The organism is Kitasatospora sp. NPDC088346, assembly GCF_044740765.1.
GTDB lineage: Bacteria > Actinomycetota > Actinomycetes > Streptomycetales > Streptomycetaceae > Kitasatospora.
In genome coordinates, this window is the sequence record NZ_JBIURH010000003.1 from 157096 (window position 1) to 181908 (window position 24813).

Sequence of the window (24813 nt, forward strand, 5' to 3'; positions counted from 1 at the left end):
GAGGACACGGATCCGGGGCGGGCTGGAACGTCTTACTTCTCGATGATGGCGAGAACGTCGCGAGCCGAGAGGACCAGGTACTCCTCGCCCTGGTACTTCACCTCGGTGCCGCCGTACTTCGAGTAGAGAACGATGTCGCCGACGGCAACGTCGAGCGGAAGGCGCTGACCGTCCTCGAAGCGGCCCGGGCCGACGGCCAGGACGACGCCCTCCTGGGGCTTCTCCTTGGCGGTGTCCGGGATAACCAGGCCGGAGGCCGTGGTGGTCTCGGCGTCGAGCGGCTGGACCACGATGCGGTCCTCGAGCGGCTTGATGGCAACCTTGCTGCTGGTGGTCACGTCCGAGCTCCCCTTCGGAGATTACGGGGTTGTCTAACAGGTAGGTGGCGATGTCCGCAGGTCTGCCGTCGCGGGGGTCAGACATGCTCCATCGCGTTAGCACTCACCCTGGGGAGAGTGCCAGGAATGACCATAGGCGGCGGTTAGCACTCAGTCAACCAGAGTGCCAACGGCACGGCCTGTCGTTCGAAACCGACTGAGTAGCGGTACTCATGTACGACCGGCCCGGGAGCGGGCAGACTGCGGAGATGTCCGCCTCGCCCCCGACGCCACCGCACCCCCGCGGCACCGGACCTGACGCCGGGTCGGCCCCCGCGGGCCGGATCTGCGCCGGCCCGGACGGCGGGCTCGCCCTCGGCCTGCTGGTGCTCGCCCTGGACGTCTGGCTGGCCGGGCTCGCGGTGCTCCTCCTGCTGCTCTCCGGCGTCGGCCACCCGTTCCCCTGGATCGCCTACCCGGCCTCCGGCGGGCCGGCGGCGGCCCGGCCGCACCCCGGCCACACGCCCGCCCTGGTCGCCGCGGGCACCGGCGCGCTGCTGGCCCTCAGCGCCCTGCTGCTCGCCCTGCGGCGGCACCGCGCCGCGGCCGCCGTGCAGCTCACCCTGCTGGCCGGGGTGCTGGCGGTGGTCCTGGTGGCCGGCTGATCGCCGACAATGGGGCCGTGGAGACCGAATCGTTCCGAGCCCTGCTGACCGACCGGGGCCGGGCCCTGCTCACCGAACTGCGCGGGTTCACCCCCGACCAGGAGCTGGCGCTGGCCACCCGGCTGCGCCGGGAGTACCCCGCCGAGCTGGTCCGGGCGGCCTTCGAGCAGGCCGCCCTGCGCCAGCGGGCCAGGGCGAAGTTCGGCCCGGACGCCGACGCGATGTTCTTCACCCCGGACGGCGTCGAGCAGGCCACCCGGCGCAGCGTGGCCGAGTGGCGGGCCGCCCGGTTCGCCGCCCTCGGGGTGAAGCGGCTGGCCGACCTGTGCTGCGGGATCGGCGGCGACGCCATCGCGCTGGCCAGGGCCGGGGTCGCGGTGCTGGCCGTCGACCGCTCCCCGCTGACCTGCGCCGTGGCCGAGGCGAACGCGGCGGCGCTGGGCCTGGCCGAGCTGATCGAGGTGCGCTGCGCGGACGTCGCGGAGATCGACGTGACCGGCTTCGACGCGGTCTTCACCGACCCGGCCCGGCGTACCGCGCGCGGGCGGGTCTTCGACCCCGAGGCGTACTCGCCGCCGCTGTCCTGGGCGGTCGCGGCGGCGAGGCGCACCCCGTACGGGGCGCTCAAGGTGGCCCCGGGGATCCCCCACGAGCTGGTGCCGGAGGGCGCCGAGGCCGAGTGGGTCTCGGACCACGGGGAGGTGAAGGAGGCGGTGCTGTGGTTCGGCACCGGCGCCGCCGAGCCGCACCGGGCCACCCTGCTGCCGGGCGGCCACACCCTGACCGGCGGCCGGCCGGCCCCCGCCGGGGACGGCGACGGCGGGGACGGCGGACACGGCGACGGCGGACACGGCGACCGGGCGGCCGCGGTCGGCACCGGGCGGGTGGGCCGCTACCTGTACGAGCCGGACGGTGCGGTGATCCGGGCGCACCTGATCGCCGAGGTGGCCGGGCGGATCGGCGCCCGGCCGGTCGACCCGATGATCGCCTACCTGACCTCCGACCGGCTGGTCGCGACCCCGTACGCGCAGGCCTACGAGCTGACCGACGTGCTCCCGTACAAGGTGAAGACGCTGAAGTCGCTGCTGCGCGAGCGCCGGGTCGGCACGGTGGTGATCAAGAAGCGCGGGGTGTCGGTGCTCCCGGAGGAGCTGCGGCGGCAGCTGAAGCCCTCCGGGCCGAACGCGGTGACGGTGATCCTCTGCCGCACGGACGACGGCCCGCTGATGATGCTCGGTCAGCCGGTCGGCGGCTGAACGTAGTCCTCCAGCCGGGCGACCGAGAAACCCTGCTCGTGGATCCGGCTCAGCAGCTCGCCGAACATCGCGGTCATCGACTCGCCCTTGAGGTCCTTGGGGCCGCGGAAGTGCGCCAGGATGATGTCGCCGGGCTTCAGCTTCTGGTCACTCGCCTGGTACTGCATGTCGTGGATCTGCATGGACTCGCGCCACAGCACGATCGCGCGCGGGCCGCACTGCTGCACGGCGGTGTTGAGCGCGGGCGTGTTGGCGCCGTCGCCGTAGGGCGGGCGGAACAGCAGCGGGGCGGTGCCGTACTGCTGGGTGAGGGCGGTCTGGGCGTCGCAGACCTCGCTCTTCTGCCGCTCGGGGGAGAGCTTGCTCATCACCGGGTGGTCGGTGGTGTGGTTGTGGATGTGGTTGCCGAGGGCCTGGAGCGGCTTGAAGTACCCGTAGTCGTCCTTGACGATGTCGCGGGTCAGGAACATCGACACCGGCACCTTCAGGTCGGTCAGCATCTCGACGAACTTCGGGTCCTTCTCCGCGCCGTCGTCGATGGTGACGAAGACGACCTTGTCGTGCGTCGGCACCTCGCTGAACACCGGCACCGGGCCGGTGGCCTTCAGCTTGATCGGCTTGTCGGCCGGCGCGGCGGGCGCGGCCGGCAGCGGGGAGAGACCCCACTTGGTCCACCGCGCGACGTCCGGGGCGGCCGCGGGGCCGGATCCGGCGGGCGCCGGCGTCCCGGACGGTGCGGAGGAGGGTGCCGCGGAGGACGGTGCCGGTGCCCCCCGTCCGCCCCCACCGCCGCACCCCGTCACGGCCACCAGTATGGCCAGGGCCACCAGGCCGTACGTCTTCCTCACCACGCCCCCCGTCGTTCAGCGAACTCTCAGGAATGCACGCTACTCGACGTGTTGACGCAGGAACGACCACCGGTGGACGGGTCGGGCGAGCAGTGCGGCCGGCGGCTCACCCACCTCCCGCGGCGCACCGGTCCACCAGGTGATCAGCAACACCCGGTCCCCGGGCGCGGTGAACAGCTCGGCGCGCTCCGGCCCGGCCGGACCGCGCAGCGCCGGCAGCGCCACCGTCCGGACCCACTCCTCCAGCTCGCCGGCCCGGCCCTCGACGGCCCGGGCCTCCCACATCCGGGCCGTCACCGGGGCGGTGGTCACGGCTGGAGCGCCCGGTGGGCGTGCGCGTGCAGGTCGGTGTGCGGGACGGAGACCTCGGTGACCGGGAGCGAGGAGTCCGCCGACAGGTCGAAGGAGGACGGCGCACGGTCGCGCCAGACCATCTCGGAGCCGAGCGCGGCCACCATCGCGCCGTTGTCGGTGCACAGGCCCGGCCGCGGCACCCGGAGCACGATGCCCGCCTTGTCGCAGCGCTGCTGGGCCATCTCGCGCAGCCGGGAGTTGGCGGCCACCCCGCCGCCGATCATCAGGTGGTCGACGCCGTTGTCCCGGCAGGCCCGGACGGCCTTGCGGGTGAGCACGTCGGTGACGGCCTCCTGGAAGGACGCGGCGACGTCGGCGATCGGCACGTCCTCGCCGGCCCGCCGCTTCGCCTCGACCCACCGGGCGACGGCGGTCTTCAGGCCCGAGAACGAGAAGTCGTAGGCGGGGTCGTTGGCGTTGCTCAGGCCGCGGGGGAAGGCGATCGCCTTCGGGTCGCCCTCCCGGGCCGTCCGGTCGACCACCGGGCCGCCGGGGAAGCCCAGGCCGAGCACCCGGGCGACCTTGTCGAAGGCCTCGCCGGCCGCGTCGTCGATGGTCGCGCCGAGCGGCCGCACGTCGGTGGTGATGTCCGAGCTGAGCAGCAGCGAGGAGTGGCCGCCGGAGACCAGCAGCGCCATCGTCGGCTCGGGCAGCCTGCCGTGCTCCAGCTGGTCCACGCAGATGTGCGAGGCGAGGTGGTTGACCCCGTACAGCGGCTTGTCCAGCGCCCAGGCGTACGCCTTGGCGGCGCTCACCCCGACCAGCAGCGCGCCGGCCAGGCCGGGGCCGGCGGTGACGGCGATGCCGTCCAGGTCGGTGGCCTTCACCCCGGCGGTGTCCAGGGCCCGCTGGATGGTCGGGACCATCGCCTCCAGGTGCGCCCGGCTGGCGATCTCGGGGACGACGCCGCCGAAGCGGGCGTGGTCGTTGACGCTGGAGGCCACCGCGTCGGCGAGCAGGGTGGTGCCGCGGACGATGCCGACGCCGGTCTCGTCGCAGGAGGTCTCGATGCCGAGGACGAGCGGTTCGTCAGCCATGGTCAGGGTCCTTCGAGTCGTGCGTCGGTTGGTGCGGGGGGTGGTCGAGGCGCATCACCAGCGCGTCGACGCCGGCGGGCTGGTAGTAGCCGCGGCGGACGCCGACCGGCTGGAAGCCGAACCGCTCGTACAGCCGCTGGGCACGCAGGTTGTCCACCCGCACCTCCAGCAGCAGTTCGGCGCAGCCGCGCCGGACGGACTCCTCGACCAGGTCGGTGAGCAGCGTGGCGCCGAGGCCCGTGCCCTGGTGCCCGGGGGCGACCGCGATGGTCTGGACGTCGCCCTCCGTGCCGATCGCCATCAGCCCGGCGTAACCGACGATCCCGCCGTCGCCGGTGGTGGCGACGGTGTAGTGCCGGCTGCCGCCGGGGTGCGCCTCGGCGAGCTCGGACCAGTACATGGCGTGCGACCAGGCGTCCTCGGGGAACAGCCGCAGTTCCAGTGCCATCACCGGCTCGATGTCCCACCAGCGCATCGGCCGCAGGGTGGCAACGGGGCTCACGCCGGGAGCACCGCCTTGTAGCCGGCCGGCACCTGGGCGTCCGGGCGGCGCAGGTAGAGCGGCAGGTTGGGCAGCAGCTCGCGGCCCGCGGCGAGCTCGGTGACGGCGAAGTCCGCCAGCGCGCCGGCCGAGACGTGCTCGGGCCCGCGGGCACCGGGGAAGGCGTCGGGGTAGAGCAGCGCGCCGGCGCCGACGGCCTGCGGCTCGGGGGTGAGCTCGGCCGGGCGGTCCACGGACGGGCCACTGACCCGGGCGCCGTCGGCGTCGTAGGAGGCCCAGTAGACCTCCTTGCGCCGGGCGTCGGTCGCCACGGTGAACGCTCCGGTCAGGCCCTCGGTGCGGGCCTGGTGGGCGATGGCGTCCAGGGTGCAGACGCCGTGCACCGGCAGGCCGAGCGCGTGGCCGAGGGCGGCGGCGGTGACCAGGCCGACCCGCAGGCCGGTGTACGGGCCCGGGCCGACCCCGACCGCGAGGTCGGTCAGCCGGCTCTTGTCCACGCCGGCCCGGCGCAGCACCTCCTCGACGGTCGGGAGGAGCAGCTCGCCGTGGCGCCGGGCGTCCACCTGGTACGACTCGGCGAGGACGGTGTCGCCGTCGTGGACGGCGGCCGTGACGGCGGGGGTGGCGGTGTCGAACGCAAGCAGCAGCACGGGTCCAAGGTTAGAGGGTCGGCCGGGCCCGCCGTCCGGCCGAGCTCCGCCGGAGCCGGTGAACACGCGATCGGATCGATCCGAAAAGCCTGTCGGGACCTGGCACGATGGCCCCAGGAACGGGTCCCGGGCGAGCGGTTGGGAGCAGACGTGGCGAAGCTGGGTGCGGGATTGGCGGTCACCGGTCTCACCCTGGGGGCGATGGCGGCCATCGGCCTGCTGGCCTTCCAGGCGAGCGGCGCCCAGGAGCGCGCGGTGGCCGCCGGGTACGTGGCCCCGGTCGCGCCGCTGACCTCGGCCCACCCGACCGTGGCCCCGGCTCCCCCGCTGCCCGGCAACTCCGGCACCGGGCTGCGGGTGGTGTACTCGCTCGGCGCCCGCCAGGTCTGGCTGGTCGACCCGCGCAAGACCCCGCAGGTGCTGTCCTCGTTCGCGGTGGTGCCCGGCTCGGTGTCGCCGGCGGTCGGCAGCTATCCGGTGTACAGCCGCACGGCGGCGGGCACCGGCACCGACGGCCGGAGGATCGAGCACGTGGTGCGGTTCTCGCAGGAGGGTGCGGTCTTCGGCTTCAGCGCCGTGGTGGACGGGGCCTCCACGGCCCCGGCGACCCCCTCGGCCTCGCCCGACCCCTCGCCCGACCCGGCGCCGGACGCCACGCCGTCCCCGTCGGCCGCACCGAACGGGAAGACGAAGACCGGCGGCATCCGCTCCGGCCGCGAGGAGGGCCAGCTGCTCTGGGACTTCGCGCCGCTCGGCACCACGGTGGTCGTGGTGCCCTGACGCCGGGCACCCGGCCGCCGGCGCCGGGTGGGGCCGTCAGGCCGCGCGGGGGTGCTGCCGCCGGGCGGCCGGCGCCTCGGCGCGGTCGTCCCGCTCGGCGGCGGGCCGCCGCTCGGGCGGGGTCGAGCGCTCGGGCGGGGTGGAGACGGCGGCGGCGGCCGCGCAGGCGGCCAGCAGGGTGCTCATGGACACGGCCGACGGCGCGGTCCGCGCGACGGGGGTGGTGCTCGTCATGGAGGATGCTCCCTAGTTAGGCACACCTAACCACAGCACATCCATCCCATCACGCCCGGACGCCCGCCCGCAACACCTTCCCGACAGCCTGTCGGGAAACCGCCCTCACTCCTCACCCAGCCGGGTGAGGTCGACACCGTCCCAGCGGGTGCCCAGCCCGGTCAGGGTGACCGTGCGCGGGTCGCCGTCCTCGGTGGCGCTGCCCCCGATCGCCCGCTCGATCCGCAGCTCCAGCCGGTCGTCCGAGAGGTCCTCGACCTTCCCCTCGCCCCACTCGACGACCACCACCGACTCCGGCAGCGAGACGTCCAGGTCGAGGTCCTCCATCTCGTCCAGACCGCCGCCCAGCCGGTACGCGTCCACGTGCACCAGCGCCGGGCCGCCGACCAGCGACGGGTGGACCCGCGCGATCACGAACGTCGGCGAGGTCACCGCGCCCCGCACGCCCAGGCCCACGCCGAGACCGCGGGTCAGGGTCGTCTTGCCGGCGCCCAGCTCACCGGAGAGCAGGACCAGGTCGCCGGGCCGGAGCAGGCCCGCCAGCTCCCGTCCGAGCCGGTTCATCCGCTCGGGGGAGGCGACGGTGACGGTGGTCTGGGTGCCCATGGCGCGTGCGATGCCCTTCGTCCGGGTGCGCGCCGTCCCTCGACGGCGGCTCCCGCTACGGTGCCACACCGCGGGCCGGTGCCGCGCACACCGCTCAGTCCAGCAGCTCCCGGACGGCCGGCGGCAGCGGCGCCGCGTGCGCGAAGTCCACGGCCCGGCGCAGCAGCCCGGCCAACTGCCGGTCGACGACGTCCGGGCGCTCCAGCATCACCAGGTGACCGGCGTCCGGGACGAGCACCAGATCGGCCCCGGGCAGCGCGGCGGCGATCGCCTCGCTGTGCTCGGGCGGGGTCAGCAGGTCCTTGGTCCCGGCCAGGACGAGGGTGGGGACACCGTCCAGCGCGGCGAGCGCGGCCCGCTTGTCGTGCGCGGAGAACGCCGGGTAGAACTCGGCGACCACGTCGATCGGGGTGGCGTCCAGCAACTGCTCGGCGAACCGCGCCACCGACGGGTCGACCTCCTTGCCGCCGAAGGAGAACCGGCGGTAGAACACACCGGTCACGTCGGCACCGAAGCGCCGGGTCGCCTCCACCAGCTCCACCTGCCGGCCCAGCGCCCGCACCACCCCGGGCGCCACCCGGCGCAGCAGCCTGGCGCCGACGGCGGGCAGCCCCAGCGTCACCGAGTCCCAGTCGTCGGCCAGCGTGCCGACCAGGGCCACCCCGGCGACCCGCTCGCGGAACAGCTCCGGGCGCTGCTCGGCGAGGGCCATCACGGTCATCCCGCCCATCGAGTGGCCGACCAGCACGATCGGGCCCTGCGGCACGACCGCGTCCAGCACCGCACCGAGGTCCGCGCCCAGCTGGTCGATCGAGGCGGGCTCACCGGCCAGGTACGCACGGGAGCGCTCGGAGCGGCCGTGGCTGCGCTGGTCCCAGAAGACCAGCCGGATGTCCTCGCGGAGCAGCGCCCGCTGGAAATGCCAGCTGTCCTGGTTGAGGCAGTAGCCGTGGCAGAAGACCACGGTGAGCGGCGGGGCGGCCGCGGCCGGGACCGTCCCGAAGCTCTTGCGGCTGCCGGCCCTGGTCAGCGCGCCGGAACCGGCCAGCAGGCCCGGCAGGCCCGTCCGGTCCACCGGGGCCTCACCGCGCCGGCGGGCGAACCAGCCCTTGCGCGGCGAGGGGCCCTCCTCCGGGTGCACCTGCACCGGCTCGGGCCAGCCGGTGCCGTCCAGCTCCACGTACAGCTCGGTGCCGTCCGGCGCGGCGACGGTGCGGGGCCGTCCGCGCAGCGAGCCGAACGGCGCCGCGGCGTCCAGCTCCTCGCGGGCCCGGCGGCGCATCGACCGGCCCACGGTCAGCCGTTCTATCGCCACACCGGCGGCGGCGCCGGCCGCCACCACGCCCAGCGAGATCCCGATCAGTCCGGCCCGGCTCACCCCGGCCGAGGCCGAACCGGCGGCCTGCGCCACCGCGGCCACCGGGTTGCTGCTGACGCCGGGTTCGGTCATGTCGTGGTGCTACCCACGTAGCGGCGCGGTACCCGGGCGCCGATCCGGGTGATGATCTCGTACGAGATGGTGCCGCAGGCCCGGCCCCAGTCCTCGGCGGTCGGCTCGCCGTGCTCCCCGGTGCCGAACAGCAGGACCTCCTCGCCGACCGGCGGGGTGTCACCGCCGAGGTCGACGACGAACTGGTCCATCGCGACCCGGCCCGCGACCGTCCGCCACTTGCCGCCGATCAGCACCGGCCCGGTGCTGCTGGCGTGCCGCGGGATCCCGTCCGCGTACCCGACCGGCACCAGGCCCAGGGTGGTCGGGCCGGGCGTCGTGTAGTGGTGGCCGTAGCTGACCCCGTGGCCGCCGGGCACGGTCTTCACCAGCGCCAGCCGGGCGGTCAGCGACATCACCGGGCGCAGCCCGAAGTCGGCGGGGGTGCCCACCTCCGGCACCGGCGACAGCCCGTACATCGCCAGGCCGGTGCGGACCAGGTCGTAGTGCGACTGCGGCAGCAGCAGGGTCGCCGGCGAGTTGGCGAGGTGCCGCACCTCCGGGCGCACGCCCGCCCGCTCGGCATGGGCCAGCGCGGCCTCGAAGGAGTCCAGCTGGGCCTGGATCGACGGGTGGCCGGGCTCGTCGGCGGCCGCCAGGTGCGACCACAGGCCGACCACCTCGACCAGGCCCTCGGCCTGCGCCCGCAGCGCGGCGTCGACCAGGTCGGGCCAGTCGTGCGGCTGGCAGCCGTTGCGGCCCAGACCCGTGTCGGCCTTCAGGTGCACCCGGCCGGGCACACCGCACTCGCGGACGGCGGCCAGCAGTTCGTCCAGCGCCCACCGCGCGCTGACCGAGACGTCGATCCGCGCCCGCAGCGCCTCCTGCCAGGGCCCGCCCGGCGTCCACAGCCAGCACAGGACGCGGGCCTCGTCCGGGCCGATCCCGGCCGCACGCAGGGCCAGCGCCTCCTCCGGCATCGCCGTACCCAGCCAGCCGACACCCGCCGCGACGGCCTCCCGGGCACACCGCACCGCACCGTGGCCGTAGGCGTCCGCCTTGACCACCGCCATCAGCGCAGGGCCGTTCGTCCGGGCGCGCAGCGCGTCCAGGTTGCCCCGCAGGGCGCCCAGATCGATGGTCGCCTCGGCTCGCGCCCCCTGCGCGAGGACGGCCGTACCGGTGGTGTTCGCAGTTGTCATCGCGTATCAGTCTCCCAGACGACCACCGCTGCCCCGTGAACGGCCCGCGGGGCACGGCGGTGGACCTGCGAGGACGCGCCGCGCCGACGCCCGGGTTCCCCGGCCGGGGGGATCAGCCGGGGGACCGGCCGGGGGACCGGACGGGGGCCGGGATCAGCCGGCCTGCCCCTCGACCGTCCGCCAGGCCCACCGGAGGGCGGCCGCCACCTCCATCGCTGTCACCGGCACGTCGCCCCGCGCCGCCCGCCGGCCCGCCAGCCCGTGCAGGTACGCCGCCGCCGAGGCCGCGTCGACCACCCCCAGGCCCGCCGCCAGCAGCGACCCGGTCAGCCCGGAGAGCACGTCCCCGCTGCCGGCCGTACCCAGCCAGGGCGTGCCCGTGCCGTTGACCCGGGCCGTCCCCGACCGGTCGGCCACCACCGTGGTCGAGCCCTTGAGCAGCACCGTCGCGCCGTAGGCCGCCGCCAGCCGCCGGGCGGTCGCCAGCCGGGCCGCCGCGAGTTCCTCCGCCGGGGGCGGCGCCCCGCCGTCCACCCCGGCGAGCAGCCGCGCCGCCTCGCCGGTGTGCGGGGTGAGCAGCACCGGCGCCGACCGGCCGGCCAGCACGCCGGGCCCGAGCCGGGCCAGCTCGGTCAGGCCGTCCGCGTCCACCAGCACCGGGACGTCGGTGGCCAGCGCCTGCGCCAGCGCGTCACCCGCGCCGTCCCCGCCGCCCGGCCCGACCACCCAGGCCTGCACCCGCCCGGCGTCGGCCGGCCCGCCGGTGCTGACCAGCGTCTCGGGAAAGCGCCGCACCACCTCCTCGGCCGCCGTCCCCGCGTACCGCACCGCGCCCGCGCCCCCGCGCAGCGCCCCCGCCACCGCCAGCACCGCCGCGCCCGGGTAGCGGGCCGAGCCGGCCGCGACACCGACCACCCCGCGCCGGTACTTGTCGCTCTCCGCCGACGGCCGGGGCAACAGCGCGGCCAGGTCCGGGTGCTGGAGGGCGGTCACCGCCGCCTGTGGCAGCGCCAGCCCGATGTCCACCAGGTGCACCACCCCCGCGTACGAGGCACCCGGGTCGATCAGCAGGCCGGGCTTGTGGGTGCCGAAGCAGACCGTCACGTCCGCCCGCAGCGCGACGCCGTCGACCTCCCCGGTGCCGGCGTCCACGCCGCTCGGCACGTCCACCGCCACCACCGGGCCGCGCCGGTCCATCGAGGCGTACGGCCGCGCCCCGGGCCGCAACCCGCCCCGGCCGCCGATCCCCACGATGCCGTCCAGCACCAGATCGGCCCGCCCGAACTCGGTCCGGTCCTCCGTCACCCGCCCGCCGGCGGCCCGCAGCGCGGCCAACCCACCCGGGTGCACCCGCTCCGGCGACAGCAGGACGGCCCGCACCCGCGCCCCCCGCCGGGCCAGCCGGGCCCCCGCGTACAGCGCGTCGCCGCCGTTGTCGCCGCTGCCGGCCAGCACCAGCACCCGGCTGCCGTACACCCGCGGCAGCAACTGCGCGCAGGTGGCGGCGAGTCCGGCGGCGGCCCGCTGCATCAGCGCCCCCTCCGGCAGCCCGGCCATCAGCTCGGCCTCCGCCGCCCGGACCTGCTCGACGGTGTGTGCGTAACGCATCCGCTGCCTCCCACGGCTCAGCCCTCGGCGATCACCACCGCCGACGCTACGCCCGCGTCGTGACTGAGCGACACGTGCCACGACCGGACGCCCAGTTCGGCCGCCCGCGCCGCCACCGTCCCGCTCACCCTCAGCACCGGCCGGCCCGAGGGCTCGACGGCCACCTCGGCGTCCGTCCAGTGCAGACCCGGCGGCGCGCCGAGCGCCTTGGCCAGCGCCTCCTTCGCGGCGAACCGCGCCGCCAGCGAGGCGGCCCCGCGGCGCTGCCCCGAGGGCAGCAGCAACTCCGCCTCGGTGAACAGCCGGTCCGCCAGCTGGGGCGTGCGCTCCAACGAGGCCTCGAACCGGTCGATGGCCGCCACGTCGATCCCGACGCCGATGATCACCCTGAACTCCTCCGTCACAGCCGCCCGTCGCCCGGACCCTATGGCACCCGCGCTCCGAAAACGGGCCGGGCCCCGCTCGGCAGTCCGAACGGGGCCCGGTCCCCGGCCGATCGGCCGGTCATCCGTCTCACGTCGAGAAGTGGAACTCCTGGGGCAGCGTCCCCTTCCGCCAGAGCTGGTCCAGGCGGTCGAAGAAGCCGTCGGAGTCCGCGGACAGCACCCTCCGCTCGTCCTGGGTCATCTGGGCGAAGGGGTCACTGAACGTCAGCCACTTCGGCTTCACGCCGACCGAGCTGCACATCCGGCGGCAGTGGAAGCACCAGGTGCGCCAGAACAACACCGGTCGGCCGGCCCTGCTTGCCTCGTAGACGTAGGCGCGCACCGAGACCTTCCGGCAGACGGGGCAGGTCTTCTCCGACTGATCGTCGACGAAGCTCGGATATGCGGCCAACTGCCGGATCTCGCTGTCGATGTAGGACTTCATGCTGCTGCCACCTACTTCCTCCTCCTTCTGAGGTATTCGGCGTACATCCGCTCCGAGTACGCCTCCGCCTGGGCCTCCATGTCCGGAAGGTGTCCGTTCTTGTGATGGTAGAGCTCGTGGAGGATGGTCCTCACCGCGGTCTCCATATCCCTGAGACCTTCCGAGCTGACTTCGATGAGCGGCAGCTCGTTGGGGCCCAGAACCGCGACCCGCAGCGCGTTTCCATTGCCCTTCCCCTTGAACGGGCTGCTGCCGAGTGCGACGGAGTTCGGGTGTTCGATGGTCGGGACGTGGACGATGTCGTATCCCTTGACGCTCATCCCCGCCTTGCCCAGCGCGATGCGAACGGACTTGATGCTGACCCCGGTGCGGGCCGCAGCGGGCGCCGCGGCGGCCGACGACGCTGCGGCGGTCCCACCGCCCGCGCTGGGCGCGGCGCCGCCGGGAGTCTCGGCGCCTCCGCCGGGAGTGGTGCCGCCGCCGTCTGTGGGAGTGCCGCTTCCCGTCTCGGGCGTGTTCTCGGTCTTCCCGCCGCCCCCGGGACCGCCGGGCTCCTTGTCGGTACCCGTCTTCGGGTTGCTCGGAGCCTCGGTCTTGGGGGTGGTGGGCGCAGGCTCTGCCGGCGGGCTGGTCGTGGTCGGGAGATCCCCGTCCAGGTACTTCCTGACCGCGTTGACGAAGCCGTCGCCGTCCTCCATCGCGATCTTGACAGCCTTGGCGCCCTTGACCCCCCAGACGGCCCCCTTGACCAGCCCCACGCCGTCGATGGCGAAGGAGCCGACGATGCCCGTCCACTGCCCCGCCACGTAGGACGTGTTGCTGGTGTCGTAGTCGAAGGCGTCGGCTATCGGGTTGTCATCGACGTAACCGGTGTGACCGAGCTTGTAGGGGCTGTCGTTCTCGTAGTCGAAGATGTCGTTGAAGACCTCGTTTTCGCCGTTGTAGCAGTCGGCGAAGGCGTTCCATCCGTCGGAGGCGAAGTTGACGGTCCACTGGTACGGATCGCCGACGACCGAGTCACCGACGCCGCTGAAGAAGCTGCCAATGTCGTCGAGGCTCCACCACAGGCCCATCGGATCGCTGCCCGAGGTCGGGTTGTTCCCGGCGTAGGTGTATCCCCCCATCTGGTTGGCGTCCCCGGCCTCGAAGACCGGGTCGAGCGACATGAAACGCCCGAGGGCCGGGTCGTAGTTGCGGGCGCCGAGCAGGTCGAGGCCCGTGGTGGGGTCGGCCGGCTGGCCGAGGTAGCCGTGGTTGTCCGCCCATGAAGTCGGCGCAGCACCACGGGCGTTGCCGTAGGGGTCGAAGGCCCGGCGGGTGATCGCCAGCGTCTTCGAGTCGACCTGGAGCTGAGCGGTTCCCTGCGGCGTCGTGGGCTGGTAGCTGACGGCCCCGCCGCTCGCCCGGACCACGGTCGTCCCGTCGGGGCAGCTGTAGTAGCGGAGGCCGCTGACGGTGTCGGCCGCCTTGTCGAGACTGAGCTGTTCTGCGCCGCCGAACAGGTACAACGTGGTGTTGGCGGGCCCGCGCTGCAGAAGGAGGGCGCCGTTGGCGTCGTAGAGGTAGCGGGTCTCCTTGCCGTTCGTGGTGGCGGTGGAGGTGGCTCCCTCGACGTCGTAGCCGATGGTCTGGTCGAGCGGATTCGCCCCGGTGGCAGCACGCTTGACGGTGTTGCCTGCGGCGTCGTAGGTCGGGGTGAGTGTCGTCGTGCCCGTGGTCGGGTTGGCGGTGACCACCGAGCTGGCGGTGTTCGGCTTGGTGGCGACCGCGGCTCCGCCGCCGGGGTAACTGCTGGTCTGCGTGGTGTTCTTCGCCGCGTTGCCGGTGATGTCGTGGCTGACCTGCAGCGTCCGGTCACCGAGCTGGTTGTACTGCCAGTCCAGCCAGTAGGGGGCGGGCCCGCCGATGGTGCTCGGGCTGGGTGTGCCGGTCGAGCAGTGGGCGAGCTGGCCTGCGGTCGGGCTGGTGATCCCCTTCGTGTCGGTCCAGGCCGTGGTCAGGCGCCGCAGGGCGTCGTAGGCGAAGCACTGGGTGTCGGTCACCCGGTCCGCGCCACCCGACGACTGGGTCTCGGTGACGGAGGTGATGTTGCCGATCTGGTCGTAGCCGTAGGTGGTGTCCGAGATCGGGTTCGCCGTGTTGCTCTGCAGCGTCACCCTGTTGGTGGTCAGCCGGCCGGTGACCTGGTCGTAGGTCTGCGCGGTGCGCAGCTGCTTGGCCGCAGGCCCGACAGTCGTCTGCAGGACCTGGCCCAGTGGGCTGTAGTTCGTGCTGGTGACGTACGGCGTGGTCGGCGAACCCATGGAGTACAGGCCGCCCTGCAGGTTGTAGCCGAACCCGACGGTCTCCGCCGTCAAGCCGCCCGCGGGCCCGAAGGTCGTGGAGGCGAGCAGACCGGTGTTCGCGGTGTACGCGGCGGACGTGGTGTAGGTGCCTGCCAGCTTCCCCTCACTGGTGGGAATGATCGTCGTGGTACCGGTCGGCTGGTAGGCCGTGGTGTAGCCGTCGATCCTGCTGACGTAGGCGTCACCCGATCGCCCGCCCACGTAGCGGGTCGACGAGTCCGGGTACCCCTTGGCCTGACCGTCGTACGCCCACTCGGCGAGCAGCTTCGTCTGGTCCGTGGTGGTCGTTCCGGCGTACTTGGCCCGGGTGCGGCCGAGCGCGTCGTAGACGTAGGACAGCGACTGGCCCCGGGAGTCGGTGGCGAGGTCCATCCGCCCCAGGGGGTCGTAGTGCTTGGTCGACGTGCCGCTGTCCGGGTCCGTCTGGGACAGCAGCTGGCCACGCAGGTCGTAGGTGTAGGACCAGCGGTTGCCGACCGTGTCGGCGACCGAGGCGACGTCGCCCCTGGGGGTGAAGGTGTAGCTGGTGGTCACGTCTGCCGAGACGGCCTTGTTGGCGGTCCCGGTGGACCAGGCGACCGTGTTCGAGGACCGGTAGACGGCCACCGTGCCATCGCCCTGGACCTTGAGGTAGGCACCGGTGTTGCCGGCGGTACCGCTCGACCAGAGCTTCACCGTCCTGGCCGCGTTCATGACGACGAAGTCGCCGTCGGCCTGGAGGGTCGCATAGGCCCCCGGGTTGCCCGACGTTCCCGACGACCACAGGGTCCGGCCGTCGGTGAGGGCGGTCAGCACCAGGTTTCCGTCGGCCTGCATGGCCAGCCGGACACTCTTGGAAACCGCCGACGTCCCGGAGGCGAGCACCGTACCGCTGCCGAGCTTCCGGTCCGGAGTCTCGTCGTGCACGACGGTGGACGTCGTGCGCCCGAGCCCGTCGGTGTACGTCGAGCTTCGCGCCCCGGCCACCTGGGTGTCGACCCGGTCGACGCCCGGGTACGACGTGGACGACTGCCACAACGTGCTCGCGAAGGAAACCTGCTGGGCGCTGACGGTCCGGCCCAGGCCGTCGTACGCCGTCCTGGTCACCGACGGGCCGGTGTTGTTGGCCTCGGCCCACATGCCGGCACCCGGGCCGTTCGCGGCGTCGGCGTAGGGGGCGATGGTGGAGACCGCCCAGCCGTGCGAATCGTAGAAGGTGGACGAGACCAGCCGGCCGGCCGAGTTGTCCGCCGTCGTGGTCTGGCTCTGCCGTGCCCGCAGAAGTCCGTCGTAGTAGGTGACGGACTTGCTGTACGAGCCGTCCTCCCTTAGGGCCTCCGAGGTGACGGTCGACGGGTCCGGGTTGTCCCCGGAACCGTGAACCGCGTAGCCGAACTTGCGGTCCGGAGTCTGGTTCGCCTTGTTCCGTCCGGGAGTCCACACCTTGGTGCGGCGGCCGAGCACGTCGAACTCGACGTCGGTGACCCGGCCATTGGCGTCGACCGCGTGCGTGACGGCCCCGCGGGCCACCGCGATCGTGCTGCTGGCCTCCCAGCCCAGCGGGTTCCTGGTCGAAAGGGAGTTCGGCAGGATCCCGTCAGCGGGGAGGTAACTGGTGGTGGTCGCCGCTCCGGTGGCGTCGAGGGTCTTGGTGAGCCGGCCGTACTTGTCGTACTCCAGCGCGCCGAGGGTCTGGAAGACCGGCTTGCCCGAGCCGTCGTAGGACGCGATCGACTGGGTGGCGGTGACCAGGCCCAGGGACGAGCCCTTCTGCCCGAGCACGCCGTAGCTGCCGGGTGTGGAGACGCTGGTGTCGCCGTCGTAGAAGATCCGCTTGCCGTACAGGGTCGCCGTGCCGCTCGGGGTGGTGCTGCACGGCCCGGCGACGCTGGTCGTCTCGCTCGGGTAGATCAGCATCATCGGGTTGGCGGCGGGCGCCGGGGCGTACGTGGTGGTGGTGCAGGTCTCCTGGGAGGGGACCGCCAGGTCACCCTTCTCGTCGATCTGCGTGACGCGGCCCAGACCGTCCATGACGGTCTTGGTCTGCGTGGTCCGCCAGGTGGTGTTGTCCGACATCAGGCCGAGCGAACGGGCCGAGGTCGACTGCGTCCGGCGCGACTTCATGTCGGGCAGCGTGGACAGGTGCGCCGGGGCCGGGTCCTCCGAGGTCCAGGCCGTCCGCGAGCTGCTGGCGGTCTCGGTGACGGTGGGCTCGTCGGTCAACTGCCTGGCGGTGACCGATCCCCCCGCCTGGGTGTAGGACGCCGACTCCTGGGCGCTGCCGGCCAGCCACGGGCTGTCGGTGGTCTGCTCGCCCAGCGAGTTCTTCAGCTTGACGCTGCGCTGGGTGCCGTCGGCCCGGTAGTCGCCGTCCATGCCCTGGAGGTAGGAGACGACGGACTGGGTGATCGGGTCCGGGGCGGCGCCGGTGGTGGTGGTGACGGTCCGGAAGCCGTGGAACTGGTTCCAGGTCCGGTGCTTGTCGTCGGTGAGCTCGGAGTCGTCGCGGTGCCAGGCGGCACCGTCGCCGTAGGTGTAGTTGGTGACCTTGGCCGGCGAGCCGGCCTTGGTGCGGTCGCTGTCGGTGACCTGGGAGACCAGGGTCTTGTGGAACCAGTCCTCGATCGGGTCCTTGCCGCCCGGGGTGTTCCAGAAGACCGGGTAGCAGGCCATCGTGTTGGAGTCGGCCGAGGCCGGCATGTGGTTGCCGGTCCGCGTGCACTCGGGCGCCCGGTAGGTGACGGCGACCGACTCACCGGTGTCCGTCTGGATGCTGGAGATCCGCGGGTGGTAGAGCGGCGGCGCGGCCGGGGAGAGCCCGTCGACGCGGTTGTCCATCTCGATGCCGGTGAAGGTGACCGGGTCGAGGGTGATGGTGCCGGTGCCGCCGGCGGAGGTGTCCTTGCCGGTGTGCCTGATCTCGGAGAGCCACATCACCGACTGCAGGGCGCCCGCGTTCTTCGGGTCCTGGGTCTTGCCGGTGACGGGGTCGTAGGTGCCACCGGCGTCCGAGAACACCTGGTTCAGGTCGTAGGTGTCGACGTCCTGCCAGCCGGAGGCGGTACGGACCCTGGTGTCGATCGACTTCAGGCGGGTGGTCTGCCAGAAGGTCGGCCCGCCGGTGAGGCAGACGCCGTCGGTGTCGTCGCCCTCGACCTTGTTCTTGTCCGTGGAGCGGCAGGTCAGGTCGTAGGGGGTGTCCGGCCAGTTGGTGGCGGTGTCCTTGGAGAGGTTCGACTCCTGGCAGACGCTGTCCGAGGTGGTGCAGCGCTGCGCGACGTTGAAGACCACCTTCGCCGCCGGCTCACGGCCCGCCAGCACGTCGGGCAGCTGGTACCCGTACGAGATCTGGGTCAGACGCCCGCCGCGGGTGTACGCCGTGAGCGTGCCGCCCTTGTCGTCCTTGGCGACCTGGCCGTAGCCCATGTTGTAGTAGTTGGACTCGGTGGCGTAGTCGTAGCGCTGCACGTTGCCGTGCGGGTCCACCGCGAAGTCCAGGTTGAACCGGTACCCGGGCTGCTGGTCGCACTGCGAGTCGTTGCCCTTGGCCGAGTCGTAGCACGGGTCGCCCGACTTGGGGTGGTAGACCGGCGCGCCCCAGGCGCTGTTGGTGGCGCCGTCCGAGGTGGTGCCGGGTGCGTGGTTGAGGCCGAGGTAGTAGGCGGTGCCGTCGGTCGTGGTGACCTTGAAGTACTCGCCCTGCCACATGCCGTTGGTGGCGCCGGTCAGCCGTTCGACCTTGGTGCCGTCGTCGTTCTGCAGGTGGTAGACGCCCGCGGAGTCGCGGACCAGCTCGCCGGTGTGCGAGCCGAGCGAGATGGTGGCGTTCCAGCCGCCCCAGCACTGGTCGCCGGAGTCCTCGATGCCCTGGTCCTTGCAGGCCTTGTAGGAGCGCTCGACGAAGCCGGGGCTGTAGCCCCAGCCGTCGCCGATCCACGAGGACTGCGAGTTGCGGGCCGAGGTCTCGCCGTCGACGGACTGGGAGTCGTACGAGAGCCCGACCGACGGTGCGGCTCCGCCCAGCGACGGCGGCACGGTGATCGGGTAGGAGTAGGTGAACGCGCCGGAGGCCGAGGCGGTCCAGGAGCCAGAGGCGGACAGCGAGGTCGCCCCGTAGTCGCCCTGCGAGCCGCCCGATCCGGCGACGGCCGCGACCGCCATCGAGGCGGAGCCGGCGGAGGCCGCCCGCGCCGACGGCGAGGCGAACGCGCTCAGCGCCTTGGGCTTGGCGGCGTTCGGCAGCGGGACGGTGCCCGAGAGCCGGCGTCCCTGCGGGTCGTTGGTGAACTCGATCGGCGTCTGCCGTCGGCAGGAGGCCAGTTGAGGCGTGGTCAGTGCGCAGCCGGGCAGCGCGACGAGCTTGAGCCGGGAGGCCCAGCCGCCGCCGTAGGCCTGCTCGACGGCGCTGTAGTCGAGCGAGACGGAGGCGCTGCCCGCGCCGGTGCCGCCGTCGGTGCGGGCGAGGCCGACCAGCAGGCCGTCGACGCCTGCGGCCTTGGCCTTCGGCCGGTCGGCGAGGCGGACCTCGACCGCGGATGCCGGGGTCACCGGGGCGAGCGGGGCGACCAGGCCGCCGGCCCGGGCGCCGAGCGCGGAGACCGGGACGGACGCCACCGAGACCGGTGACGCCCCCGCCTTCAGGCTCCTGGTCGCCGAGCTGCCGGACAGGTCGACGGTGTCCGTCGAGGCGCCGGGCCACTTCGCCACCGCCGGGGTGTGCGCGGTGAGTTCACGCGCTCCCCTCGGTATGCCCGGCTTCGGCGTGGCGCCGGGACTGTCGGCCGGATGGCCCGGCACCCTGGGCTGCTGCTGGAGCGGGTCGGCCGCCCACACCTTGCCGGTGTAGCGGTACGGGCCGACGAGGACGTCCGCGGCGATCGCCATCGGCGTCGCCATCGAGAACGCGGCGACCGTCGCCACCGCGACCGTCCCCCGTCGAGCCCATCCCCTCCCCCGGGCACCCTGAAGACTTCGCGCTCTGGCGCGCATGCGAATCATCCCCCAATGAACGATTTCAACCGGTCACGACCTGAATGTGCGTCACCTGACGCACTGTCTGACCAGCGGGAACGGTATTGCCACGTACGTTCGGGCCGCAATACCCTTCCTCGGCAGTCACATCGTTCACAGCTCTCCCTCCGGTCTCGCACAACCGGGTGAGAGTGCTATGAACACGTCCAAATCCGACGCCGCCCGTGCAGGGGCTCCGGGGGAACTCCGGCTGTTGCAGGGCACGTCCACAGAACAGAAGGACAATTCGTGGGGGAAATCACCCGCGTCCCTCTCAGAGGGACGCGAGCATTCGCACGCCGTCTGGCGTCGACGGCGGCCCTGGCCGGCCTGGTGCTGGGCACCGCCGGCCCGGCGCTGGCCGACAGCCCGTCACCCGCCGCGGCGCCCGGTGTGCCGGGCACTGCGCTGGAGTCCGCCTCGGAGCAGGCGAAGAAGGACCACCGCCCCGTCCCGGTCGAGTCGCTGACCACCGAGACCTCGCAGACGATCGCCAACGCCGACGGCACGTTCACCCTGACCACCCACGTCCAGCCGGCCCGGGTGCGTAAGAACGGCTCCTGGACCGGGGTGGACGCCTCGCTCGCCAGGAACGGCGACGGCACGTTCTCGCCGAAGGCCACGCCCTCCGGCCTGGCCCTGTCCGGCGGCGGCACCGGCCCGCTCGCGACGCTGACCGACGCCAGGGGCCGCCGGCTCGCCCTGACCTTCCCGGTCGCGCTCCCGGCGCCGCAGCTGTCCGGTGACACCGCGGTGTACGCGGGCGTGCTGCCCGGGGTCGACCTCAAGGTGATCGCCTCGGACCAGGGCGGTCTGCGCGAGGTCCTGGTCGTCCACGACGCCAAGGCCGCCGCCAACCCGGCGCTGGCGTCCCTGAAGCTGGCCACCGCCACCAGCGACGGCCTCGCCGTCGCCGCCGACCCGAGCGGCGCGCTCACCGCGAAGGCCGGCGACGGCACCACCGCGTTCGCCGCCCCCACCCCCGTCATGTGGGACTCCGCCACCGCGCCGGCGGCCTCCGCCCCGGCGCCGAAGGCGAAGTCGGCCGCCCGCGGCGCGGCCGGCGCCGACCAGGGAGCCCCCGCGCAGCCGACCCGCTCCACCGAGCGCGAGCCCGGCACCGGTTCGAAGGTCAGGCCGATCGCCCTGAAGGCGGAGCCGGGCGCGCTGACCCTGACCCCCGACACGGGCCTGCTGACCGGCCCGGACACCGTCTGGCCGCTGTACATCGACCCGTCGGTCAGCCCGGTCACCAACGGCACCAGCCACTACGCGACCGTCCGGGAGGGCTGCCCCGGGCAGACCGCGTACGACGTCGCCCAGGACAACGGGGAGGGCGCCGGTTACCAGCACTGGAACGACTGCCAGGGCCTGTACCGGTCCTTCTACCAGATCGACACCAGCAACCTGACCGGCGACATGGTGGTCTCCCGCTCGGAGTTCCACATCACCGAGACCTACGGCGCCAGCTTCGACTGCCAGCACCAGGCCGCGGTCTCGTTGGCGACCGTCAGCGAGCTCCACTCGGACGTCTCCTGGAACCACAACCAGCCCTGGGTCGCCGGTGACGGCTGGCTCGGCGGGACGCAGTACCCGAAGAGCTCCAACATCTCCAACAAGTGCGGCAACCACGAAGTCGTCTTCGACGTGACCGGCCAGATGCAGAAGCTCCCGGGGCACAACAGCAACTGGACCGTCGGCATCTTCGGCAACGAGACCAAGTCGAGCAGCAACAACGACTTCATGCGGTTCAACACCAACCCGTACGTGGTCACGGTGTTCGACATCGCCCCGAACGCCCCGGACACCATCAGCGTCAGCCCCGCCCCGCGCAACCCGGCCGGCAACGGCTGTGACGGCAACGCGGGCTGGATCGGCAACTCCGGCACCACCGGCAGCGCCTCCAACATCACCCTCAACGCCCGCCTGTCGACCAAGATGAGCGGCGTCAACCTCCAGGCGATGGCGCACGTCTGGGACAACATGTCCAACGACGGCAACGGCAACGCGCTCACCAAGTCCTGGCCCTGGTCGGCGACGGTCAGCAACGGCGGCACCGTCTACGACAACCTCGGCTTCACCGCCGAGGACGGCCACCAGTACGGCTGGAACATGGTCGCCACCGACGGCACCCTCACCGGCCCGTCCTCGCCGTACTGCTACTTCAAGGTCGACCTGAGCGCCCCGAGCGTCCCCGTCGTCACCGCGAACGCGGCCTTCCCGCCGCTCGGCGGCGACAAGGCCCCCACCGGCCACGCCGGCGACACCGGTGCCACGGTCAAGGTCACCGCCAACGACCCCGCGCCGGGCGGCTGCACCCGCGACGCCTGCATCAGCAGCGGCATCGACCGCTTCGAGTACTCGCTCGACACCGCGATCCCGAGCGGCGGCGCCTCCGTGGCCGCCACCCCGGGCGCCGGCGGCAACGCGAGCGCCGACGTCCCGATCAGCGTCAGCAGCTCGCAGTGGGGCACCCACACCCTGTTCGTCCGGGCCGTCGACAAGGCCGGCAACACCCAGGGCACCGTGGGCCAGTACTCCTTCTTCGCCCCCTGGAACGCGAACGCCAAGGTCAGCCCCGGCGACCTCGACGGTGACGGCGTGCCGGACCTCGCCGCCACCACCACCGACGGAAACCTCGCGCTGATCCGCGGCGGCGGCCCGGCCGACACCACCGAGACCATCTCCACCCCGGCCAAGAGCCCCGACGGCACCGGCTGGAACAACTACCTGATCGCCCACCGCGGCACGCTGACCGCGTCCATGGTCGACGACCTGTTCGCGTTCAACCGGACCAGCCACAACCTGTACATCTACGCCAACGACGCCAACACCGCCGGCGGCACCTCGGGCCACTTCACGCTGACCCAGAACATCGTCAACGTCCGGAACTCCGACTCCTGCCCCGCCAAGGGCTCGGACGGCACCTGGAACAAGGTCACCCAGATCCTGGCGCCCGGCAAGCTTTCGCAGATGGCCGACGTGCCGGACCTCGTCACGGTCGACAACAAGGAGCTCTGGTACTACCCGGGCACCTACCTGGCCGGCTGCAACCTCGCCGCGGGCGTGAAGATCGGCACCGGCGACTGGTCCAACACCACCCTGATCGCCCCCGGCACCGTCGACGGCGTGCCCGCCCTGTGGGCCCGCGAGAACACCACCGGCGCGATCACCAGCTACCCGCTCACCTTCGACGTCAACGGCGTGCCCACCACCAGCGTCACCGCCCCCACCGGGTCGTTCCTGACCTCGGGCGTCAAGGACGCCGCGGGCAAGAACATGTGCGCGGACATCAGCAACGGGAAGACCGACAACGGCACGCCCGTCCAGCTCTGGAACTGCAACACGACCAACCCGCAGAAGTTCCTGCTGGGCTCCGACAACTCGATCCACGTCCTCGGCAAGTGCGTCGACGTCGCCTCGGGCGGCAAGGACAACAACACCCCGGTCCAGCTGTACGACTGCAACGGCACCGCCGCCCAGCAGTGGGTCTCCGGCCCGGGCGGCTCACTGAAGAACCCCAACTCCGGGCGCTGCCTGGCCGATCCCGCCGCGTTCAACACGCCCGGCACCCAGCTCATCCTGTGGGACTGCCTCGACGGCCACGCCGAGCAGAACTGGGCGGCCACCTCCGGCGACGTGCTGCCCGCCACCCAGTCGGCGCTCGCGCCGGGCGCCTCCGCCGCCGCCTTCCCCGGCATCGGATCGCCCGGTGACGTCAACGGCGACGGCTACCCGGACCTCTACACCATCACGGGCGACGGCAAGATCATGGTCCGTGCGGGCGTGAAGCCGCCGGCCGGTCCGACCGACCGCTGGAAGCTCACCGACACCACCGACGCGGTCAACCCCGACAACGGGCTGACCCTGAACGGCTCGGCGGCGTTCATCAAGGACCGCACGCACGGCAAGGTGCTCAGCCTCACCTCGCCGAGCGACTCGGCCACCACCGCGGGCCCGGTGGTCGACACCGCCAAGAGCTACACCGTCTCGGCCTGGGCCTACCTGACCGGCACCGCCGACTACGCCAACGTCGTCGGCCAGTCCGGCACCAACATGAGCGCCTTCTACCTGCAGTACTCGAAGGCCTTCAACGCCTGGGCCTTCGTCAGCCCGGCGACCGACTCCACCAACCCCGGCAGCTACCCGGCCGTGTTCGCGAGCACCCCGCCGGTCCTCAACCGGTGGACCCACCTGGTCGGCAGCTACGACGCCGCCACCAGGACCATGAGCCTGTACGTGGACGGCAACCTGGTCGCCACCGCCACCAACCCGTCGGCCTGGGCCGCGGGCGGGCCGCTGATGATCGGCAACGCCAGGAACGGCAACCCGTTCCCCGGCCGGATCAGCGACGTCCAGGCCTGGAAGAGCGCGCTGACCCCGAACGCGGTCCGGGCCGTCTACTCGGGCGCCGCCCAGTTCGCGCCGGTGCAGTCCCTGGGCCACCTCAACCAGCCCACCGACCGCTGGAGGCTCACCGACGCGACCGACTCGGTCCGGCCCGCCAACGGGCTGACGCTGCAGGGCGGCACGTCCTTCGTGACCGACCCGGCCCGAGGCACGGTGCTCTCCGTCCCGGGCACCAACGGCGCGACCGCGACCACGGCGGGCCCGGTGGTCGACACCACCAGGAGCTACACCGTCTCGGCCTGGGCGTACCTGACCAACACCAACGGTTACGCCAACGTGGTCGGCCAGTCCGGCACCAGCGTGAGCGCCTTCTACCTGCAGTACTCGAAGGCCTTCAACGCCTGGGCCTTCGTCAGCCCGGCCACCGACTCCGCCAACCCCGGCAGCTACCCGGCGGCGTTCGCGAGCACCCCGCCGGCCCTGAACAGGTGGACCCACCTGGTCGCCGTCTACAACGCGGCCGACAAGTCCATGAGTCTCTACGTCGACGGCACGCTCGTGAGCTCCGCGGTCAACCCGACCGCCTGGGCCTCCGCGGGCCAGCTCACCATCGGCAACGCCAACCGGAACGACAACCCCTTCCCGGGGCGGATCAGCGACGTCCAGACCTGGAACAGCGCCCTGACCCCGGCCGCGGTCGCCCTGCTCGACAGCAGCGACCAGGCCGTCCCGGTGCAGGTCAGCTGACCCGGACGGTTCGGACACCAGTGG

At 72.8% G+C, this 24813-nt stretch carries 18 protein-coding genes; 4 read left to right on the forward strand and 14 right to left on the reverse strand.

Annotated features, from left to right (window positions below; genetic code table 11):
• Positions 1-32: 32 nt before the first annotated feature.
• Positions 33-338 (reverse strand): co-chaperone GroES, encoded by a 306-nt coding sequence (gene groES, locus ACIOFR_RS06625; protein WP_014136232.1) that lies wholly within the window; start codon positions 336-338, stop codon positions 33-35.
• A 248-nt stretch (positions 339-586) separates the two neighbouring features.
• On the opposite strand from groES, the gene ACIOFR_RS06630 reads away from it, so the two are divergent.
• Positions 587-982 (forward strand): hypothetical protein, encoded by a 396-nt coding sequence (locus tag ACIOFR_RS06630; protein WP_400992990.1) that lies wholly within the window; start codon positions 587-589, stop codon positions 980-982.
• 17 nt (positions 983-999) lie between these two features.
• On the forward strand, positions 1000-2238 hold the full coding sequence (locus ACIOFR_RS06635) for a methyltransferase domain-containing protein (protein WP_400992991.1): 1239 nt from the start codon (positions 1000-1002) through the stop codon (positions 2236-2238).
• On the opposite strand, the gene ACIOFR_RS06640 is transcribed toward ACIOFR_RS06635, so the two are convergent.
• From ACIOFR_RS06640 to tsaB, 5 genes are read right to left on the reverse strand one after another with little or no spacing between them, the layout of a single operon-like run.
• Complete coding sequence (locus tag ACIOFR_RS06640; RefSeq protein ID WP_400992992.1) at positions 2220-3089, reverse strand: polysaccharide deacetylase family protein; 870 nt, start codon at positions 3087-3089, stop codon at positions 2220-2222. The genes ACIOFR_RS06635 and ACIOFR_RS06640 overlap by 19 nt on opposite strands.
• 36 nt (positions 3090-3125) lie before the next feature.
• Entirely contained in the window at positions 3126-3398 is a 273-nt protein-coding gene (locus tag ACIOFR_RS06645) for a hypothetical protein (RefSeq protein WP_400992994.1), read from the reverse strand.
• Positions 3395-4477 carry a tRNA (adenosine(37)-N6)-threonylcarbamoyltransferase complex transferase subunit TsaD gene (tsaD, locus tag ACIOFR_RS06650; protein ID WP_400992996.1) on the reverse strand — a complete coding sequence of 361 codons (1083 nt, stop codon included), beginning with the start codon at positions 4475-4477 and terminating at the stop codon, positions 3395-3397. The genes ACIOFR_RS06645 and tsaD overlap by 4 nt, the downstream gene beginning before the upstream one ends.
• On the reverse strand, positions 4470-4952 hold the full coding sequence (rimI, locus tag ACIOFR_RS06655) for a ribosomal protein S18-alanine N-acetyltransferase (protein ID WP_400993262.1): 483 nt from the start codon (positions 4950-4952) through the stop codon (positions 4470-4472). The genes tsaD and rimI overlap by 8 nt, the downstream gene beginning before the upstream one ends.
• 23 nt (positions 4953-4975) lie before the next feature.
• Positions 4976-5629, reverse strand: a complete 654-nt coding sequence (gene tsaB / locus ACIOFR_RS06660; RefSeq protein ID WP_400992997.1) for a tRNA (adenosine(37)-N6)-threonylcarbamoyltransferase complex dimerization subunit type 1 TsaB — start codon at positions 5627-5629, stop codon at positions 4976-4978.
• A 150-nt stretch (positions 5630-5779) separates the two neighbouring features.
• Between tsaB and ACIOFR_RS06665 the strand changes: the two genes are divergently transcribed.
• Positions 5780-6409 carry a hypothetical protein gene (locus tag ACIOFR_RS06665; RefSeq protein WP_400992998.1) on the forward strand — a complete coding sequence of 210 codons (630 nt, stop codon included), beginning with the start codon at positions 5780-5782 and terminating at the stop codon, positions 6407-6409.
• A 36-nt stretch (positions 6410-6445) separates the two neighbouring features.
• On the opposite strand, the gene ACIOFR_RS06670 is transcribed toward ACIOFR_RS06665, so the two are convergent.
• The 8 genes from ACIOFR_RS06670 to ACIOFR_RS06705 form a co-directional block, all read right to left on the reverse strand.
• A complete protein-coding gene (locus ACIOFR_RS06670; protein ID WP_400993000.1) occupies positions 6446-6643 on the reverse strand; it encodes a hypothetical protein in 198 nt (65 codons plus the stop codon).
• 105 nt (positions 6644-6748) lie between these two features.
• Positions 6749-7249 (reverse strand): tRNA (adenosine(37)-N6)-threonylcarbamoyltransferase complex ATPase subunit type 1 TsaE, encoded by a 501-nt coding sequence (gene tsaE / locus ACIOFR_RS06675; RefSeq protein ID WP_400993002.1) that lies wholly within the window; start codon positions 7247-7249, stop codon positions 6749-6751.
• 94 nt (positions 7250-7343) lie between these two features.
• Positions 7344-8699 carry an alpha/beta fold hydrolase gene (locus ACIOFR_RS06680; protein ID WP_400993003.1) on the reverse strand — a complete coding sequence of 452 codons (1356 nt, stop codon included), beginning with the start codon at positions 8697-8699 and terminating at the stop codon, positions 7344-7346.
• Positions 8696-9880: an alanine racemase gene (alr, locus tag ACIOFR_RS06685; RefSeq protein WP_400993004.1), complete on the reverse strand. Its 1185-nt coding sequence runs from the start codon at positions 9878-9880 to the stop codon at positions 8696-8698. The genes ACIOFR_RS06680 and alr overlap by 4 nt, the downstream gene beginning before the upstream one ends.
• 153 nt (positions 9881-10033) lie before the next feature.
• Complete coding sequence (locus ACIOFR_RS06690) at positions 10034-11488, reverse strand: NAD(P)H-hydrate dehydratase (protein WP_400993005.1); 1455 nt, start codon at positions 11486-11488, stop codon at positions 10034-10036.
• Positions 11489-11505: 17 nt separating this feature from the next.
• Positions 11506-11874 carry a holo-ACP synthase gene (locus ACIOFR_RS06695; protein ID WP_400993006.1) on the reverse strand — a complete coding sequence of 123 codons (369 nt, stop codon included), beginning with the start codon at positions 11872-11874 and terminating at the stop codon, positions 11506-11508.
• 127 nt (positions 11875-12001) lie between these two features.
• Positions 12002-12358: a hypothetical protein gene (locus ACIOFR_RS06700; RefSeq protein ID WP_400993008.1), complete on the reverse strand. Its 357-nt coding sequence runs from the start codon at positions 12356-12358 to the stop codon at positions 12002-12004.
• A gap of 11 nt (positions 12359-12369) precedes the next feature.
• Positions 12370-19602 carry an RHS repeat-associated core domain-containing protein gene (locus tag ACIOFR_RS06705; RefSeq protein ID WP_400993009.1) on the reverse strand — a complete coding sequence of 2411 codons (7233 nt, stop codon included), beginning with the start codon at positions 19600-19602 and terminating at the stop codon, positions 12370-12372.
• 339 nt (positions 19603-19941) lie between these two features.
• On the opposite strand from ACIOFR_RS06705, the gene ACIOFR_RS06710 reads away from it, so the two are divergent.
• Positions 19942-24789, forward strand: coding sequence for a LamG-like jellyroll fold domain-containing protein (locus ACIOFR_RS06710; protein WP_400993011.1), 4848 nt, complete (start codon positions 19942-19944; stop codon positions 24787-24789).
• The last annotated feature ends 24 nt before the right edge of the window (positions 24790-24813 follow it).

Coding starts and splice junctions, on each gene's coding strand:
- ACIOFR_RS06630 (WP_400992990.1), top strand. CDS start 587: ATGTCCGCCTCGCCCCCGACGCCACCGCACCCCCGCGGCACCGGACCT.
- tsaD (WP_400992996.1), bottom strand. CDS start 4,477: ATGGCTGACGAACCGCTCGTCCTCGGCATCGAGACCTCCTGCGACGAG.
- rimI (WP_400993262.1), bottom strand. CDS start 4,952: ATGCGCTGGTGGGACATCGAGCCGGTGATGGCACTGGAACTGCGGCTG.
- ACIOFR_RS06670 (WP_400993000.1), bottom strand. CDS start 6,643: ATGACGAGCACCACCCCCGTCGCGCGGACCGCGCCGTCGGCCGTGTCC.
- tsaE (WP_400993002.1), bottom strand. CDS start 7,249: ATGGGCACCCAGACCACCGTCACCGTCGCCTCCCCCGAGCGGATGAAC.
- ACIOFR_RS06680 (WP_400993003.1), bottom strand. CDS start 8,699: ATGACCGAACCCGGCGTCAGCAGCAACCCGGTGGCCGCGGTGGCGCAG.
- alr (WP_400993004.1), bottom strand. CDS start 9,880: ATGACAACTGCGAACACCACCGGTACGGCCGTCCTCGCGCAGGGGGCG.
- ACIOFR_RS06690 (WP_400993005.1), bottom strand. CDS start 11,488: ATGCGTTACGCACACACCGTCGAGCAGGTCCGGGCGGCGGAGGCCGAG.
- ACIOFR_RS06700 (WP_400993008.1), bottom strand. CDS start 12,358: ATGAAGTCCTACATCGACAGCGAGATCCGGCAGTTGGCCGCATATCCG.